General features: G+C 35.5%; 13 protein-coding genes. 3 read left to right on the plus strand and 10 right to left on the minus strand.

Translation table 11 applies throughout. The features are described 5' to 3' along the window. Positions 1 to 37: 37 nt before the first annotated feature. Positions 38 to 865: an endonuclease/exonuclease/phosphatase family protein gene (locus tag MP477_RS21010; RefSeq protein ID WP_230041168.1), complete on the plus strand. Its 828-nt coding sequence runs from the start codon at positions 38 to 40 to the stop codon at positions 863 to 865. A 2-nt stretch (positions 866 to 867) separates the two neighbouring features. Here the strand turns inward: MP477_RS21010 and MP477_RS21015 are convergent, their stop codons facing one another. Together MP477_RS21015 and MP477_RS21020 are read right to left on the minus strand one after the other, a co-directional pair. Next, positions 868 to 1,554, minus strand: a complete 687-nt coding sequence (locus MP477_RS21015) for a response regulator transcription factor (RefSeq protein WP_230041167.1) — start codon at positions 1,552 to 1,554, stop codon at positions 868 to 870. After that, complete coding sequence (locus MP477_RS21020; RefSeq protein ID WP_257191963.1) at positions 1,544 to 2,863, minus strand: sensor histidine kinase KdpD; 1,320 nt, start codon at positions 2,861 to 2,863, stop codon at positions 1,544 to 1,546. Before MP477_RS21020 ends, MP477_RS21015 begins: the two co-directional genes overlap by 11 nt. 229 nt (positions 2,864 to 3,092) lie before the next feature. Here MP477_RS21020 and MP477_RS21025 point away from each other — a divergent pair, with 229 nt between their 5' ends. Further along, positions 3,093 to 5,465: an outer membrane beta-barrel family protein gene (locus MP477_RS21025; protein ID WP_257191964.1), complete on the plus strand. Its 2,373-nt coding sequence runs from the start codon at positions 3,093 to 3,095 to the stop codon at positions 5,463 to 5,465. A 104-nt stretch (positions 5,466 to 5,569) separates the two neighbouring features. Then, the gene (locus tag MP477_RS21030; RefSeq protein ID WP_257191965.1) at positions 5,570 to 7,435 is read left to right on the plus strand and encodes a M1 family metallopeptidase; all 1,866 of its coding nucleotides are present in this window, start codon (positions 5,570 to 5,572) and stop codon (positions 7,433 to 7,435) included. Positions 7,436 to 7,471: 36 nt separating this feature from the next. On the opposite strand, the gene MP477_RS21035 is transcribed toward MP477_RS21030, so the two are convergent. The 8 genes from MP477_RS21035 to MP477_RS21070 form a co-directional block, all read right to left on the minus strand. Then, on the minus strand, positions 7,472 to 8,857 hold the full coding sequence (locus MP477_RS21035; RefSeq protein ID WP_257191967.1) for a phosphatase PAP2 family protein: 1,386 nt from the start codon (positions 8,855 to 8,857) through the stop codon (positions 7,472 to 7,474). 99 nt (positions 8,858 to 8,956) lie between these two features. Further along, positions 8,957 to 9,949 (minus strand): zinc metalloprotease, encoded by a 993-nt coding sequence (locus MP477_RS21040; protein WP_257191968.1) that lies wholly within the window; start codon positions 9,947 to 9,949, stop codon positions 8,957 to 8,959. A 441-nt stretch (positions 9,950 to 10,390) separates the two neighbouring features. After that, positions 10,391 to 11,398 carry a zinc metalloprotease gene (locus tag MP477_RS21045; RefSeq protein ID WP_257191969.1) on the minus strand — a complete coding sequence of 336 codons (1,008 nt, stop codon included), beginning with the start codon at positions 11,396 to 11,398 and terminating at the stop codon, positions 10,391 to 10,393. Positions 11,399 to 11,800: 402 nt separating this feature from the next. Beyond that, positions 11,801 to 12,820, minus strand: coding sequence for a zinc metalloprotease (locus MP477_RS21050; RefSeq protein WP_257192025.1), 1,020 nt, complete (start codon positions 12,818 to 12,820; stop codon positions 11,801 to 11,803). Between the two features lie 244 nt (positions 12,821 to 13,064). Then, a complete protein-coding gene (locus MP477_RS21055; RefSeq protein ID WP_230041108.1) occupies positions 13,065 to 13,706 on the minus strand; it encodes a response regulator transcription factor in 642 nt (213 codons plus the stop codon). Next, positions 13,703 to 14,434 carry a sensor histidine kinase gene (locus MP477_RS21060; protein WP_230041113.1) on the minus strand — a complete coding sequence of 244 codons (732 nt, stop codon included), beginning with the start codon at positions 14,432 to 14,434 and terminating at the stop codon, positions 13,703 to 13,705. Before MP477_RS21060 ends, MP477_RS21055 begins: the two co-directional genes overlap by 4 nt. Before the next feature lie 32 nt (positions 14,435 to 14,466). Beyond that, complete coding sequence (locus tag MP477_RS21065; RefSeq protein ID WP_257191970.1) at positions 14,467 to 15,111, minus strand: hypothetical protein; 645 nt, start codon at positions 15,109 to 15,111, stop codon at positions 14,467 to 14,469. A 25-nt stretch (positions 15,112 to 15,136) separates the two neighbouring features. After that, positions 15,137 to 15,655 (minus strand): hypothetical protein, encoded by a 519-nt coding sequence (locus tag MP477_RS21070; protein WP_257191971.1) that lies wholly within the window; start codon positions 15,653 to 15,655, stop codon positions 15,137 to 15,139. Positions 15,656 to 15,718 lie beyond the last annotated feature (63 nt).

A 15,718-nucleotide genomic window follows, 5' to 3' on the forward strand; every position in this document is an offset into this window, starting at 1 on the left:
GAAGTCTTATTTTTGTCTCTTATTGATAAAATAAACTATGAATTTCAGATTTTCAATTATGCTCCTGATGCTTTTTGTATTGGGGTTTTCACAGGACCTTACGGTGATGAGTTTTAATATCCGGCTTAATGTAGAATCGGATAAAGAGAATGCCTGGCCTCAAAGAAAACAGGATGTCGCCGATTTATTAACCTATTACCATCCCGATTATTTCGGAGTTCAGGAAGCACTTCCCGAGCAGATGAAAGATCTTAAAAGCGGATTGAAAAACTATGACTATATTGGTGTAGGCAGGGATGATGGAAAAGAAAAAGGAGAGTTTTCTGCTATTTTTTACGATACCAAGAGGCTTGATGTCGTAAAATCCGGAACATTCTGGCTGTCTGAAACTCCTGAAAAACCTTCAAAAGGCTGGGATGCTGCATTGAACAGAATCTGTACGTATGCTGTGTTCAGGGATAGAAAATCTAAAAAAGAATTTTTAGCAATGAATCTTCATTTTGATCATGTTGGAAATGTGGCAAGGGTTAAATCTTCTGAATTGATTATAAAAAAGATTCGAGAACTTAATCCCAAAAACCTTCCGGTAACCTTAAGTGGAGACTTTAACCTGACAGATGATACAGAGCCGATTAAGATTCTTTCCCAACATATGAAAGATAGTTTCTATCATTCTGAAACGAAGCATTATGGTCCGGTAGGAACTTTTACAGGCTTTAATATCAACGAAGTACCTAAAGAAAGGATTGATTATATTTTTACAAAAGGTTTCAGGATCAAATCAAATAGACACATTAATGACAGAAGGGAAAACCTGCTGTATCCATCGGATCATTTTCCGGTGATTACAGAGCTTTCTTTCTAAGATCAATGCGTTGGAAAATCAACTTCAAATCCAATTCCTCTCAGGGATTGGATTTTTACTTCCGGGTCATGGCTGAAATATTTTCTGAGTCTGCTGATAAATACATCAAGGCTTCTTCCTGTAAAATAATCATTGGTTTCCCAGAGGTTATCCAGGATGTTGTCTCTTGTTATCGTGGTGTGATTATGCTTCAAAAGATAGACAAGGAGTTCCTGTTCCCGAACCGTAAGGCGTATGCTCCCCTCATTGTGTGAAAGTAAAAGTTTACTGGTGTCTAAAGAATATTCTCCAATCTTAATGTATGTTTCTACAGCCGTCGGTAAAGTTCTTCTGAGTATGTTTTTTATTCTCAAAATGAGTTCCTCAGGATCGCAGGGTTTGGCAATATAATCGTCTGCTCCTATTTTTAATCCGGTTAACCGGTCTATTTTCTGATTCTTGGCGGTTAAAAAAAGCAATGGGAAATCACTTTTTTCCTGCAGGATCATTTTAGCTAAAGAAAAACCATCAATATTAGGCATCATAATATCCAGAATTCCAATATGGAAAGGGAATTCGGAAGGGATTATTTTTACAATATCTTCAGGGTTTTCAAACCAGGTGACTTCAAAATCTTCCAGTTCAAGATATTGTTTCAGGATCATTCCGAAATCAGGATCATCTTCTGCTAAAAGGATTTTAGTTTTCATAAGGAATAGATATTTTAAAAGCAGTTCCCACTTTAGGCTGGCTGGAAACATGTATTTTGCCGTGATATTCTGTAACAATTTTTTTAACGATATACAGCCCAAGCCCCAATCCTTTATTGTTATGGATATTGTTGGCCTGTATCCTGTAGAATTTTTCAAAGATATTTTTTAATTCTTTAGTTTCCATGCCAAAGCCGTTGTCGGAAATTTCAATTTCTAAATGCTGTAGAGAACTGCTGATATTGATTTTTATACTGGAAGCACCATATTTTACACTGTTCTCACAGAGGTTTTTGATAATGGTTTCCATCAGGTTTTTATCAAAAGGAAGCTCCTGTGATATATTATTTTCAAATTTAAAGTCTGTATTGAAGTAAGTGAAGGCTAGATCCTGAATAAAGAAATCCCAATCTTCAGGCTTTACGGGAGTAGTTTTATCCGGGAGTTCATCTTTGTGAAGCTGGGACATAAGGGCCTCAAGTCTGTAAATCTGCCGGTCAATAAGGGGAAGCGTTTCCGGATTCCATTCTTTCTTTAAAGTTTTAGAAGCTATTTTTAATGTGGCAATAGGTGTTTTGAATTCGTGTGATATATTGTCTACTACAGTATGGAGTACCTCTACCTGTTTTTGCTGGTTTATGAGGTTTTTAACAGTGAAGATATACAGCAGTAGAACGCTTGCAAGAAGGATGATACAGCAAATAATCAATAAGGTAAGTTCTTTAAATACAATGCTCTTAATATTGGCAATTTCAAATTCAGTTTTACTTTTGACTAAAAAAGTATTTTTCCTTTCAATTTTTTCATTGTTTTTATCATTCCTTTTAGTGGAAGAGGTTTCCCAGCTGCTGGTTGTTGAAATTTTAGAATTTTTAACCTTGTTTTTTGTTTCAAAAATGATGATTGGCTGATCGATTATTTTAGTGCTGTCCGGAAGATGTATGATTGAGTAGTATTGAATTTTTGCAGAAATATCATAGCCTTCTTTTTTGAAACGGCTGCTGATATAACGATTTAGCTTTTTCCGGGTAGGTTGTCTGTTGTCTAAGAAGTGGTTTAAAAAATCTTTTTTGCTGATTTCCTTATCATAATATCTGATAATAATACTCTGAAGAGAATCATCTTTCATTTCTTTCGTACTCACATCCTCCAGTTTATCGGTGTAATTGGACAGACCTTCCTGAATAGACCTGTAGATATCTCTTTCTTTTACCTGATACGTTTTATAAATGAAATACACCTGGATTCCCAATAAAATCAGGAATAAGGTAGCGAATAGAGGAATAAGGTATCTGCTTTTGGACATCATTAAAACAAAGATAAAGCTTTAGCTATTTTCGGGGAGATTTATTTTGATATTAACCTTTCATTAACCCGTACATACACTGTATTTTTCTGTTTCTTAAGAGGAAAAGAACAGGGCAATGGACGTTAACCTATCATTAACCTCCTGTTAACCGAAACTTTCCTTTTCATTTCAGAGTTTTGTACCATAAAGCAAGACAGTCATATTGCTTTGTGTCATTCAAAAAACAGTAATGATGTATAAAATTTTTCTTTTTCTATGTTTTCCCCTGTTGGTATTTGCCCAAAAGCAAAAACTTGAAGGAATGGTTGTCAGCAATCAGAATGAAAAGCTTTCCGCAATAAAGGTGGAACTCTATAATTCCCGGAATGAACTGATTAAAGTGTTGAAAACAAATATTGACGGCAGCTTTATTTTAGAAGGAATTTCAGAACAAAATGTAAAGCTTGTTGTGAAGAACGAAGGATATGCCCTGTATGAAAAGAATCTGGACCTTCAAAATCCTGAGCCATTGCATATCATCATGAAAAAAGAATCTCATGAAATAGGAGAGGTGGTGATGACCAAGCGCAAGCCTTTGGTGAAAAGAAAAGTAGACCGTTTGGAGTTTAATGTGGAGAACAGTAATATTTCATCACTCAATGCCTGGGAGATTTTGAAAAATACACCCAATGTAACGGTTAATAATAATGTTCTTAGTGTAAAAGGAAGTACCGGAATTTTGGTGACCATTAATGATAAAAAGGTGATGCTGACTGGCGATGAGCTCAAAAATCTCCTGGAAAATACTCAGGGAGATGAGGTGAAGTCTGTAGAAGTGATTACCAATCCTCCTGCAAAATATGAAGCATCGGGAAGTGCAGTGCTCAATATTATCATGAAAAAAAATAAAGTTGAAGGCTACCGGGGAATTTTGTCATCTAAATATATACAGACACAGTACGCAAAAGGTGTTTTCGGACTTTCTCAATATTATAAAAAAGATAAACTCTCCGTTATGGCGAGCTATTATAAAGGGATGGGGACTTACTACAGGGAAGGAACAGATTATGTCAATTATCTGGAAAGCCAGAAGAGATGGGTAAGTACGATGAACAGGAAGGATAAAAACCATAACCAGAATACCCTGAATTTTAATGTGGAATATGAACTGGACAGTTTGACCAGCTTAAGCCTCAACTATTCAGGGTTTTACTCTCCAAAGTCTTATGGAATATACAATGTTCCCACAATAATCTATAATAATCAGAATATTGCTGAGTCTGATTATACCACAGTTAATGATCACCAAAACCGCAGTATTAATAATTCTTTAAGCTTTCAGATAGATAGAAAATTGAATAAAAAAAGCAGCCTGTCATGGATTAATTATTTTACAGGAAACAACACCGATAAATATCAAAATGTGATCACTTCCCTGAATTTTGCCGGACAGTCTCCAAGGGAAGAGAATTTTATGACCCAAAATAAAACTGATGTTCAGCTCTATTCCACACAAGCAGATTATCAATGGAAAAACGAAAAATTTGACCTTGAATCCGGCGTAAAATACAGTTTTGTAAAAACAAACAGCAGATTGGATTTTTCTGATAATGAAAATGGAATGCTGCAGTACAGACCGGATAAAAGCAGTATTTTTGATTATAAGGAACATAATTTTGCCGTTTATTCTTCTTTAGGATACACCATTGGAAAATGGAATTTCAAGGCCGGGCTGCGTGCAGAAATGACCGACCTGGAGGGAATTGTTTCTGAGCCTTATGACCGGAATAAAAATAAATACTGGAACCTTTTTCCTACTTTTTACACCCAGTATACTACGGAAAATAAACAGGAATTTGGATTCTCTTATGGAAAACGCATCAGCAGGCCTACCTATTCCTGGCTGAATCCTGCAAAGTCTTATTATAACCTTTTCTCCTATTACCAGGGAGATCCCAAATTAAAAGCGACCATTACTCATAATCTTAACTTTACCTATTCCTGGAAAGAGTGGAATCTCGATCTATACTACCGAAAAGAGATCTATCCTTCTATGGAAATTTCCTTTCAGGAGCCCAATACCAACAGCCTGATCTACTATTTTACCAATATTGAAAAAGGAGAAGCTTTCGGACTGAGTGTATATAAGAATTTGCAGATAAAACCATGGTGGAACCTTATTCTGTCCGAAAATCTAGAACATAATGAAAATTATTTTAAAGGTACCGACGGAATACTGTACAAAAATAAAGTATGGAACTGGGTTTCCAATGTTTCTACAAGCTTTACGCTGGATAAAAGTAACGACTGGAAATTAGAAGTGGGACACCGTTACTATTCTCCGGGAATACAGGGAACATTTAAAATTTCGAATGCCTGGACTGCTTATTTTGTAATGAACAGGAAGTTTTTCAACAAAAAACTGGATGCCAGTTTTATATTCAATGATATCTTCAGGACCATGGGGCAGAAAGTAAGCACCCAATATGCCAATCAGGATAATTATTTCCTGGATTATAACGATACACAAGGCTTTACCTTCTCTTTGAAGTTCAATTTTGGAAACCAGTCTGTAAATAACGCCAAAACGATAAAAAAAACAGAAGAACAGGAACGATTGTAAATAATTAAACAAAATACGGTTATTGTTAAATATTCTTATCAAAGAATTTGCTGCTCTGTGTCACATTTTCGCTATTTTTGATACCAATCTTAAAAAAGATAGTTATGAAGAGAATTTTTTCCGGTGTGATGGTGGTGGTTTCATTATTCCAGCTTTCTGCACAGGACTTATATATGCCGAGAAATATCAAAAAAGCCTATGAAAAAGGAACCCGCGAAATTTCGGGAGCGCCGGGTAAAAACTATTGGCAGAATAAAGGAATTTATAATGTTGAAGTAAAGGTAGATGCCAATACAAAAATAGTTTCAGGAAAAGAAACAATTGTTTACACTAATAATAGCTCAGATAACCTTAATGAATTGGCCATCAGGTTTGTTAATAACCTTCATAAGCCACAATCTCCAAGGTCAGGAACAGTCTCTAAAGATTTTTTGTCTTCGGGACTTAAAATCAAATCATTTATTGTAAATGGTGAAAAGTATGATATTGACAGCGATGATTGGGGAACTGTTGAAAAAGTGAAATTGAAATCAGCTTTAAAATCAAAATCAAAAGCTGAGGTTAAAATAGAATGGGAATACCCGCTTTCTGTGCAGAGTGGAAGAGAAGGACAGATAGATCCTGAAACTTTTTATGTAGCTTATTCTTTCCCAAGAATTTCTGTATATGACGATTATAATGGATGGGATATGCTTCCCCATTCAGACAGACAGGAGTTTTACAATGACTTTAATGATTATAGTTTTGCTATTACGGCTCCCAAAAATTATGTGGTTTGGGCAACCGGGGATTTCCTGAATCCTGATGCTGTCCTTCAGCCGGAATATTTAAAAAGATATAAAGCTTCCCTGAAGAGTGATAAGCTGATACATATTGCAACAGAGCAGGAAATGAAGTCCGGGAAAGTAACCAGACAGAATAAATGGAATGTTTGGAAGTTTAAAGCGAACCATATTACTGATTTTTGTTTTGCATTAAGTAATCATTACGTATGGGATGCGGCCAGTGTCCAGCTGAAAACAAAAAGAGCGAGTGTGCAGGCAGGATACAAAGCCGGAGCGAAAGATTTCGAACAATATGTAGGGTGGATGCGCTATAATCTGGACTGGTTTTCGAAAAACTGGCCGGGAGTAGAATATCCTTATAATGTAATGACAGCCATTCAGGGATATGCTGATATGGAATACCCTATGATGATTAATGATTCCAGTATTCCGGATGATCTTCAGGATGCAAGACTTACTGCCGATCATGAAATTGCGCATACCTATTTCCCTTTTTATATGGGAATCAATGAAACAAGATATGCTTTTATGGATGAAGGATGGGCAACAACATTGGAATATCTTATAGGAATTGATGAAAACGGTGAGGCTAAAGCGAAAGAATTTTATAAAAACTTCCGTGTTAAAAAATGGATCAATGATGCTTCCGCAGAGCAGGATCAGCCTGTTATCACTATGAGCACACAGGTAAGCGGCTCCGGCTATGGAAATAATTCTTATGTAAAAGCATCGTTATCCTATCTTGCCCTAAAAGATTATCTTGGAGATGAATTGTTTAAAAAAGCATTGCATCATTATATGGATAACTGGAATGGTAAGCATCCTGTTCCCTGGGATTATTTTAATTCTATGAATACAGGATCCGGAAAAAATTTGAATTGGTTCTTCCATAACTGGTTTTATACCAATCATTATATAGATGTAAAAGTGGCGGGAGTTTCCCAGATGAATGATCTGCTTACGGTAAATGTTATCAATGTAGGAGGCTTTGCTATTCCGTTTGATGCTATCCTGTCTTATGAGGACGGAACAACGGAGAAGCTGCATTTTTCACCTTCCATTTGGGAGAAAGACCAAAAACTAACTGATCTTGTGATTCCCATCAAGAAAAAAGTAAAATCGGTACAGCTGGATGGAGATCTTTTTATGGATTACACTCCGGAAGACAATACTAAAATACTATAAAAGCAAAGCCTTCAGATTTTTGAAGGCTTTTTTATTTTAAAAATAGGCTGTTAACCGTAAACCTAACGTGATATAATTGATTCTTTCCTTTGCAATGACATGATTAAGCTCTTCATTTAATTCGTCGTTTTCTTTTATTTCATCACTAAAATGATATCGGATCGTAGATTTTATCTGGTTGTAATCGGCATATAATGTAAGTCCTATTCCGGGATTGAATTTATAAGTAAGGGAAGCTCCCGTATTCCACCGGAAAGCGGGCTTAGGTTTATAACTGGCAATAGGAAGCTCATGAGTTGGTGTGTCTATGTTGTCACTTTTTATAGAGACTTTTCCGCTTGCTGTGGCTGCGTATCCGGCAGTGGCTTTTAATGTAAACTGCCATTTATCTGAAAACTCGTGCGAGAAATAAGGCCCTATTCCGGCACCTAGAAAACCTAAAGATTGGGTAATAATAGTGTAATCTCCAAAATCTTCTCCGTTATCTAACGTTTCTTTTAGAGGCTTAACGGGAAAGCTGCTAAAGGTGATGTCTGCTCCGATACCCCATTTTTTTGAAAAGAAATAAGCTCCTTCCAATCCGCCTTCAAAGCCTACTTGTTTTTTATTGTCAAGATCAGACTCTTTCAGGAAATTTGTTGTACCCAATGCTGTGCCCAGTTTTATAGCCAGGAAAGAAGGATAATCATTTCCCTGTATCCTCGATAAAAGACTTAAATTATCACCTTTGTTTTTATATATTTTGTCAATAAAGAAATAGCCTAATTCCGTAGATATAATACCTATTCCTGCACCGGCCAATACATCAGGAAGCCAGTGTCTGTTGTTTAAATTCCGACCAAGCGCCGTAAGAGTGGCTGTACTATATCCTCCAATACTGTATGCTGGGTTTACCATACCATATTCTTTATGCAGAAAACTTGCATTGGTAAAAGCCATAGCAGCGTGGCCGGATGGGAATGAATTATTTTTAGAGCGGTCAGGTCGTTCAACTTTTGATGTATATTTGATTGAATTCACCACAATACCCATAATAGCTAAACTGGTAATGTAAGAAAGTGTAGCTCTTCCTATATTGTTCCGCCCTTTAACTCCCGAAAGTTTTAATCCGTAAACAGCAACTGCAGGAGCATATTGCAGATAATCATCATATTTTGCCTTGAATGTAGGAAGATAGCGGTTTCGGACTTCACGGATATTTTCCTTCTCTCCCCAGGTTGCTGCAGCAGCTGTAAAAAGTATGGCTGGAGCTATAGATTTTTTCACCCATTCTTTTTTGAAGAATGTTGTTTTATTTTCAATAGGTATATCAGAGCTTATTAATGAAATATCTTTTTGCAGATTTTGAGACTGAACAGTATCTTGTGCTTTATAACAGCATAAATGTAAAAACATGCTGGCTGCTAATATTATTTTTTTCATCTTTGTTGTTCTGAAATTAGAATCGCATAAAAGTATAAAAAAAATCCATCCCTAAATTGGGACAGATTTTTTTTAAGCAAATCTTAATATATTAATGGTTTAATATACTCTCAACCCTGATCTTGGTCCGGATGCAGAAACCACAGCCTGCATTCTTTGTTTTTGATTGGTTGTAAACATGACCATGATCTTGTCATCCACATAATCCATGTAATTCATGAAGATTTGAGAACGGCTTACTCCACCGCAAGCACGGCTAAGAGGATAAGAAGGTGTTCCGTAATTTGGACCAGGCGAAACAGGTGTATCATTAGAGTAATCTGTCTGGCAGCCTGTGTTTGATGAGCCCCAAAGGTGAGGAAGATTTAAATAATGTCCCACTTCATGAGTGGCTGTTCTTCCCAAATTGAAAGGTGCTGAAGTTCCGGATCCTGTTCCTATATAGGGAGCAGCTATTACCACGCCATCTAAAGAACCTGTAATAGTTCCCGGATAATAAGCATATCCAAGGGTGCCGCCTGTCATTTTATTGACTACCCAAATGTTTAGATAATTGTCTGGAGTAGTAGCTGCAATACCTGTACTTGCTGATTTCATCTTATTCTCGTCAGGATTCCAAAGCGTTGTACTGCTTTGCTTTCTCACTGTTTTAGCTAATCTGAATCTGATTTTGGTATCTCCGGCCTTTACAGGAACGAATTCTGATGGTGTATTGCTGTTGTCTGCATTGGTAGCTCCATAATCTCTGTTCAGGACATCAATCTGGGATTGTAAGCGCGTGTCTGATACATTTTCACTGCTTGTGTTATAAACAACATTGAATACTACAGGAATTTCTACGGTGCCATCTGCCAATACCTTGCCTACTTTTATGTCGTTAAGACGCTTTTCCGTAAACTCTTCAATAGCGTTAACTCTGGCTCTGGCTGCAGGATCTGTACTTAGAATTTTGTTCCTCATTTCGTCCGACGGGCAAGATCTTCTGCTGGCGGTTTCCTGGGGTTGCATGTCCTGTTGTTCCGTTACAGAATTGACATCGTTGTTACAAGAAGCCAGAAATAGAATTCCAGCTCCAAAAAGAAGTTTTTTCATATTATATTATTTTGGTTTTGAGTTTGTGAATTTATATTAAATAAACTTAATGTGCAAATTATTTCTTAATTTATTTAATTATTATTAATCTTTATTGTTAATGATTGTGATTATCCTAAATAAATTTAATTTAATTTGAATTTTAATCAATTTTAGTAATTTTGTTTTTATATTTCACTTTTTTGTGTTTTTTAACTAAAAAAAATACTATTGTTTTTGATTTTTAATGAAAATTTAGTCATCTGGCATATCCGTTTCAAGCCGTTGGAAAAGGAAGCTAATTGTCCCGTAAATTTTGCCGCGATCACTGCATTTTTTTAACTGGAGGATAATGACCTTTTATCATTATGATGTTTGAGGATTAAACTTCTTAAAAATAAAAAAATCCATCTCAATGGAGATGGATTTAAAATATTAAATAAGATTGTATTTAGAGATGTATTATAAAACTCTTAACCCTGCTCTTGCTCCGGATGCGGCAACTACAGCCTGCATTCTTGTTTTTTGTCCAGATGAGAACATAAACATGGAAGCATCATTTACATAATCCATATAATTCATGAACATAACAGACCTTTTTACACTATTGCAGGTGTTGTATAATGGGTATGTTGGTGCGCCTCCATTAGATGAGGTTTGTGTAGGAGTATCATCTACTAGGTCATTCCCACACATTGCATCTCCCCAGATATGTCTTAGATTCAGATAATGTCCTACCTCATGAGTAGCAGTTCTGCCTAGATTGTAAGGAGAAGAAGCTCCTGTTTTTCCAAAGAATGGAGCAGCAATGACTACACCATCATTTAATGATCCTGCAGATTCAGGAAAAGTGGCATAGCCAAGAATGCTTTTTCCTTGAGAAGTCATTTTACTTACCACCCAAATATTTAGATAATTGGTTGGGTTGGTAGCATCAATACCGCCAGATGAGGCTTTTTTCATGGAATCATCTGTTTTCCAGCTTGTTTTAGTTGTAGACTTTCTTATGGTATTAACTAATCTGAATTGTACTTTTGTATCACCTGCTTTTACTGTTTGAAATTCTGTAGGAATACTACCAGCGTCAGTGTTTGTTCCGGAATAATCAGCATTTAATACAGCTATTTGTTCTGCAATCCTTGCGTCTGAAACATTTCCTGCTGTGCTGCTGTAGATTACATTAACTACAACCGGAATTTCTACGGTCCCATCTGCCAAGACTCTTCCAAGTTTTTGGTCATTGGCAAACCTTGCTGTATTGGCTTCCAGATCAGCAAACTTTTGTCGGAGTTCAGGGCTGTTTTTTAAAGCTTCCTCTCTGATTTCTTCTGATGGGCAGCTTCTTTCCAAAGCCATTGATGAAGAAGAAACTGCCGGATCTGTAGATTCTTCATTTTGATTTGAAATGTTGTCGCTGTTACAAGCTGACATAAAGCTAAGTACAATAGCTCCAAATAATAATTTTTTCATATCGTTTCTTTTTTGTTTGAGAATGTGAAATTATAGTATTTGAAATTAATATGCAAATCATTTCGCGTTTTGTTTAATAAATTACTATTAAATATACAATTTGCTTGATTATTATTTAAGTAAATTGCAATTAGAGTGTATTTTAATCAAAATCAAAATTTATGATTTAAATTTTTCTTGTATTTAATTATTTTAATGTAAATAATTGTATTTATTTTTTATTTATAATAAAATATTACATTTTATCGATTGGTTAAGATGTTTTTTTTGATTTCTAAAGCAGTCAATCCTGATAAGGGTTGTAAGCTTTTTTGATGTTGTAATTATAGTATGTGAAAATAAAAATCCATCCCAATATGAAGGATGGATTTATAATATTAAATAAAACTGCAATCAGATTTGTTATAAAACTCTTAGCCCGGATCTTGGTCCTGATGCTGCAACCGCAGACTGCATTCTTGTTTTTTGTCCGGTGGAGAACATAAACATAGCAGCGTCATCTACGTAATCCATGTAATTCATAAACATTACAGATCTTTTTACTCCGCCACAAGTATTATAAAGTGGGTAGCGTGGTTTTCCATTATTGAATCCAGTTTGAGTTGGAGTGTCGGCAACAAGATCATTTCCACAGCTGGCATCTCCCCAGATGTGTATAAGTCCTAAATAGTGCCCTACTTCATGAGTGGCTGTTCTTCCCAGGTTGAAATTAGCAGTTGCTCCTGTTTTTCCAAAATATGGAGCTGCAATTACTACACCATCATTCCATAATCCTGCGGATTCAGGAAAAGTAGCATATCCAAGAGTCTGATATAGACCATCTGGCATACTGCTTACCACCCAGATATTAAAATAATTGGTAGGATTGGTAGCATCTATTCCTCCAGTAGAGACTTTTTTCATCGTGTGGTTGTCTACATCAGTGGGAGTCCATGATGTTTTAGTTGTTACTTTTCTTACGGTATTTACCAGTTTGAATTTTACTTTTACATCGCCAGCTTTTACCCCTTGGAATTCTGTAGGTATTTTAGAGGCATCTGTATTTGTACCACTATAATCAGCATTTAAAACAGCGATTTGTTCTGCAATTCTTGCGTCTGAAACATTTTCAGTAGCAGTTCTGTATAATACATTCACTACTACAGGAATTTCAACGGTTCCATCAGCGAGGACCTTTCCAAATTTTATATCGTTGGCAAATCTTTCAGCAGAGGCTTCAATCTCTGTTGCCCTTTGTCTCAATGCAGGATCCTTCTGCAGGGCTGCTTCTCTGAGTTCTACAGAAGGACAGCTTCTTTTTAATGCGGTTGTAGAAGGAGAATTTGCCTGATCTGTAGGCTCTTCACCTTGGTTTGAAATGTTGTCGCTGTTACAAGCTGACATGAAGCTTAGTACAATAGCTCCAAATAATAATTTTTTTATATCGTCTTTTTGTTTGAGGATGTGAAATTATATTATTTGAAATTGATATGCAAATTATTTAACGGTTTGTTTGATAAATAGTTATTTAATCTATATTTTAATTGTTTATTTGGTATTTAATTTGAATTTTTATTGAATTTTAATCAATCCGATGAATTGCATTTTTATATTTCACAATACGGTGTAATTTTGGTGCAAATAATTGTAAATATTGTTTATTTAAACGAAATATTTTTATTCTGTGTCAACTGCCAAAACCATTTTTAATGGCAAAAACGGCAAGTCCTACCCGGGTTTTTAAATCCAGTTTTTCACAAAGCTGATCCCGGTAGCTTTCTACTGTCCTTGGACTGCAACACATTCTGTCTGCAATTTCCTTATAACTGAGCTCGGTAACAGTGTATTTCAGGAATTCTTTTTCCCTTTCGCTAATTTTTACCGTGATTTCAGATTCTTTATCTTTATTGAGGGTTGAGAATATAATTTTTGAGGCCCATTCAGGATAGAAAAATCCATCAGAATTTAATCTAGTCAATGCTGTTTCCAGATCTTTTGGGTGTGTATTTTTTAGCAGATAACCTTTTGCCCCATTTTTAATCATTTTAATGACGCTATTGTCATCACCCTGCATGCTGAGGGCCATTATCTTGATATCTGGATGGTTTTTCGAGAGCCAGGCTGCCGTTTCAAAACCATTCATAATAGGCATACTGATATCTAATAGGATGATATCCGGAATCTTGTTACCCTCTTCAAATTTCTGAATCAGATCTTTTCCATTTTCACACACGTAGATCACCTCAAACTCATTAAAATTACCAATAATACCCTCCAGAGCTTTGGCAATAAGTATATGGTCATCAACAATTACAATTGTTTTTTTCATGATTGCTTTTTTAAAATAATATGAAGATAAGTTCCTGTATTTTTCTGGCTTTCAAAATGAAAATCTGCACCAATGATTTTAGCCCTGTTTTTCATATTGGTAAGGCCAATCCCATTATACGCTGTCTGGCTGGTATCAAATCCAGCACCGTCATCATTAATAGAAAGTTCCCAAAGGATATTTTCGGAAGTATTTAAAGTAATAAAAATATTCTTACAGCCCGAATGTTTTATGCTGTTTTGAATAAACTCCTGGATAATTCTCAGAACTACGTTTTTATGAACAAAACTCAAATCGAGCTGATCAAAGCTGCATTCAAAACTTACGGTACACCTTTTAAAAGAATTGGTAATATCTACCTCTTCCTGAATGAGTGTTTTAATTTCTTTTTGGTTGATATTATCGTCCGTTAATGTTTTTGAAAGACTGCGTAGATCCTGTAAAGACTGGTTGATAATCTGTGAGACCTGTTCAATTCTTTCACTGGCTTCCGGAACTTTATTCTCGTAAAGCATTTGCTGGGTATAGAGACTTACCAACGTCAGCTTTTGGCCAATATTGTCATGAAGTTCCCTTCCAATCTGCTGCATGGTTGCCTGCTGGATTTCCAGCTGGGTTGCCAGAAGCTCCTTTTGGTGGATCTCATTTTTTATTTCAATTTCAGTCAGATATTCTTTCTTGCGCTGCCTGTAATTTCTGATATAGATAGCCACTGCAACGATAAACATCACAAAAAATATATTAAATAAAATAATGACAATTAAGAGTTCTGTTTTCCCCATATAAATGAACTTGCAAATAAAATATACATCACTACACCTGAGATCAGAAAATAACTAAAATAAATATTCCAGATTTCCATATAATTAATCAAAACGGAGAAAAGGGCCATGAACGGTAATGTTCCGATATAGGAAAGGGTTACTCCAAGATTAATATAAAACATCCTATTTTTGCTAAAATTGAGAATTTCCTGTGAATTAATTTGTTTATAATATTCCATCACTACAAGAAGCATTAAAACAAGGCAGCCAAAGGTGTAATTAAAGGCAAATACTATTTTACTTCCCGTAAAGTATAATTCATTGGGGATAAATGAAAGCAGGTATAGGAGTGATAAAACAAAAAATAATTTAGGCTTTCTTAAAGACTTTGCTGCGTATAACCAGTAAAAAAATATAAACTGGATAGGCATCAAAAAGTAATTATAATAGTGGGATTTGGAAAAATAAGGGAATTTTCCCCATCTACCATAAGCTTCTCCAAGAAAAATAAAAACCAAATAGAAAATGAAGAAAATCCAATACTGGTTCTTTACACGATTATAATACAAAAGCGATACAACCGCAGCAAGTCCTTCGGCCCAAAGCATAGTTTTGCTTACAAATTCTTGGAAATCGGTCATATTCTATAAAATCATCAATTAAGTATTAAAAATATTCAGCTATTGGATTGGATGGAGGAATAAGTTGTCCGTTATTTTCTCCGATAGGATCTTCCTCTTTACCTCCCTTTTTTGCAATTAATGTTAAATTTATAGAATGTTCTAAAGTATTGAAATCATAATGGTGGATTTCTCCTTCTTCATCTGTTTTTTTTACCGTAGGGATCATCACCAGGGTATGCCTTCCTGCATAGTCTTCCGATACAGGGTGAGATTCCATAAGATTCCAGTTTTCAAGCTTTGGATAAGCGGCATAATAAAATCTGATTCCTAAATCTTCCTCAGTTACATCGGGAGTCTTTTTCATGGCTTCTTCTTCTATCATCGCAATGAACTTTTTTAATTTAGGAAGATCAAACCAGATGGAGTGGGCATCTTGTATACCCAACGCATTATTAATTGCGCTCAAATGATTCTGACGGTAATTATCAATTAAAGTCTTAATCAAATCATTGGGCATTCTGCCGGATTTTGGTCCGTGTTCATTAGTAGATTCTGCTTCCATAACTTAGTATTTATAAAAAATGTTAGTGTATCTGCAAATTTCGGAAAAAATATGGTAGAAAGA

It is taken from the genome of Chryseobacterium sp. WG23, assembly GCF_024586575.1.
In the GTDB taxonomy this organism is placed as follows: domain Bacteria; phylum Bacteroidota; class Bacteroidia; order Flavobacteriales; family Weeksellaceae; genus Chryseobacterium.

Excerpts from the sequence above, each read along its gene's own strand:
- MP477_RS21010 (WP_230041168.1), top strand. The coding sequence starts at position 38 with ATGAATTTCAGATTTTCAATTATGCTCCTGATGCTTTTTGTATTGGGG.
- MP477_RS21015 (WP_230041167.1), bottom strand. The coding sequence starts at position 1,554 with ATGAAAACTAAAATCCTTTTAGCAGAAGATGATCCTGATTTCGGAATG.
- MP477_RS21020 (WP_257191963.1), bottom strand. The coding sequence starts at position 2,863 with ATGATGTCCAAAAGCAGATACCTTATTCCTCTATTCGCTACCTTATTC.
- MP477_RS21025 (WP_257191964.1), top strand. The coding sequence starts at position 3,093 with ATGATGTATAAAATTTTTCTTTTTCTATGTTTTCCCCTGTTGGTATTT.
- MP477_RS21030 (WP_257191965.1), top strand. The coding sequence starts at position 5,570 with ATGAAGAGAATTTTTTCCGGTGTGATGGTGGTGGTTTCATTATTCCAG.
- MP477_RS21035 (WP_257191967.1), bottom strand. The coding sequence starts at position 8,857 with ATGAAAAAAATAATATTAGCAGCCAGCATGTTTTTACATTTATGCTGT.
- MP477_RS21040 (WP_257191968.1), bottom strand. The coding sequence starts at position 9,949 with ATGAAAAAACTTCTTTTTGGAGCTGGAATTCTATTTCTGGCTTCTTGT.
- MP477_RS21045 (WP_257191969.1), bottom strand. The coding sequence starts at position 11,398 with ATGAAAAAATTATTATTTGGAGCTATTGTACTTAGCTTTATGTCAGCT.
- MP477_RS21055 (WP_230041108.1), bottom strand. The coding sequence starts at position 13,706 with ATGAAAAAAACAATTGTAATTGTTGATGACCATATACTTATTGCCAAA.
- MP477_RS21060 (WP_230041113.1), bottom strand. The coding sequence starts at position 14,434 with ATGTTTATCGTTGCAGTGGCTATCTATATCAGAAATTACAGGCAGCGC.
- MP477_RS21065 (WP_257191970.1), bottom strand. The coding sequence starts at position 15,111 with ATGACCGATTTCCAAGAATTTGTAAGCAAAACTATGCTTTGGGCCGAA.
- MP477_RS21070 (WP_257191971.1), bottom strand. The coding sequence starts at position 15,655 with ATGGAAGCAGAATCTACTAATGAACACGGACCAAAATCCGGCAGAATG.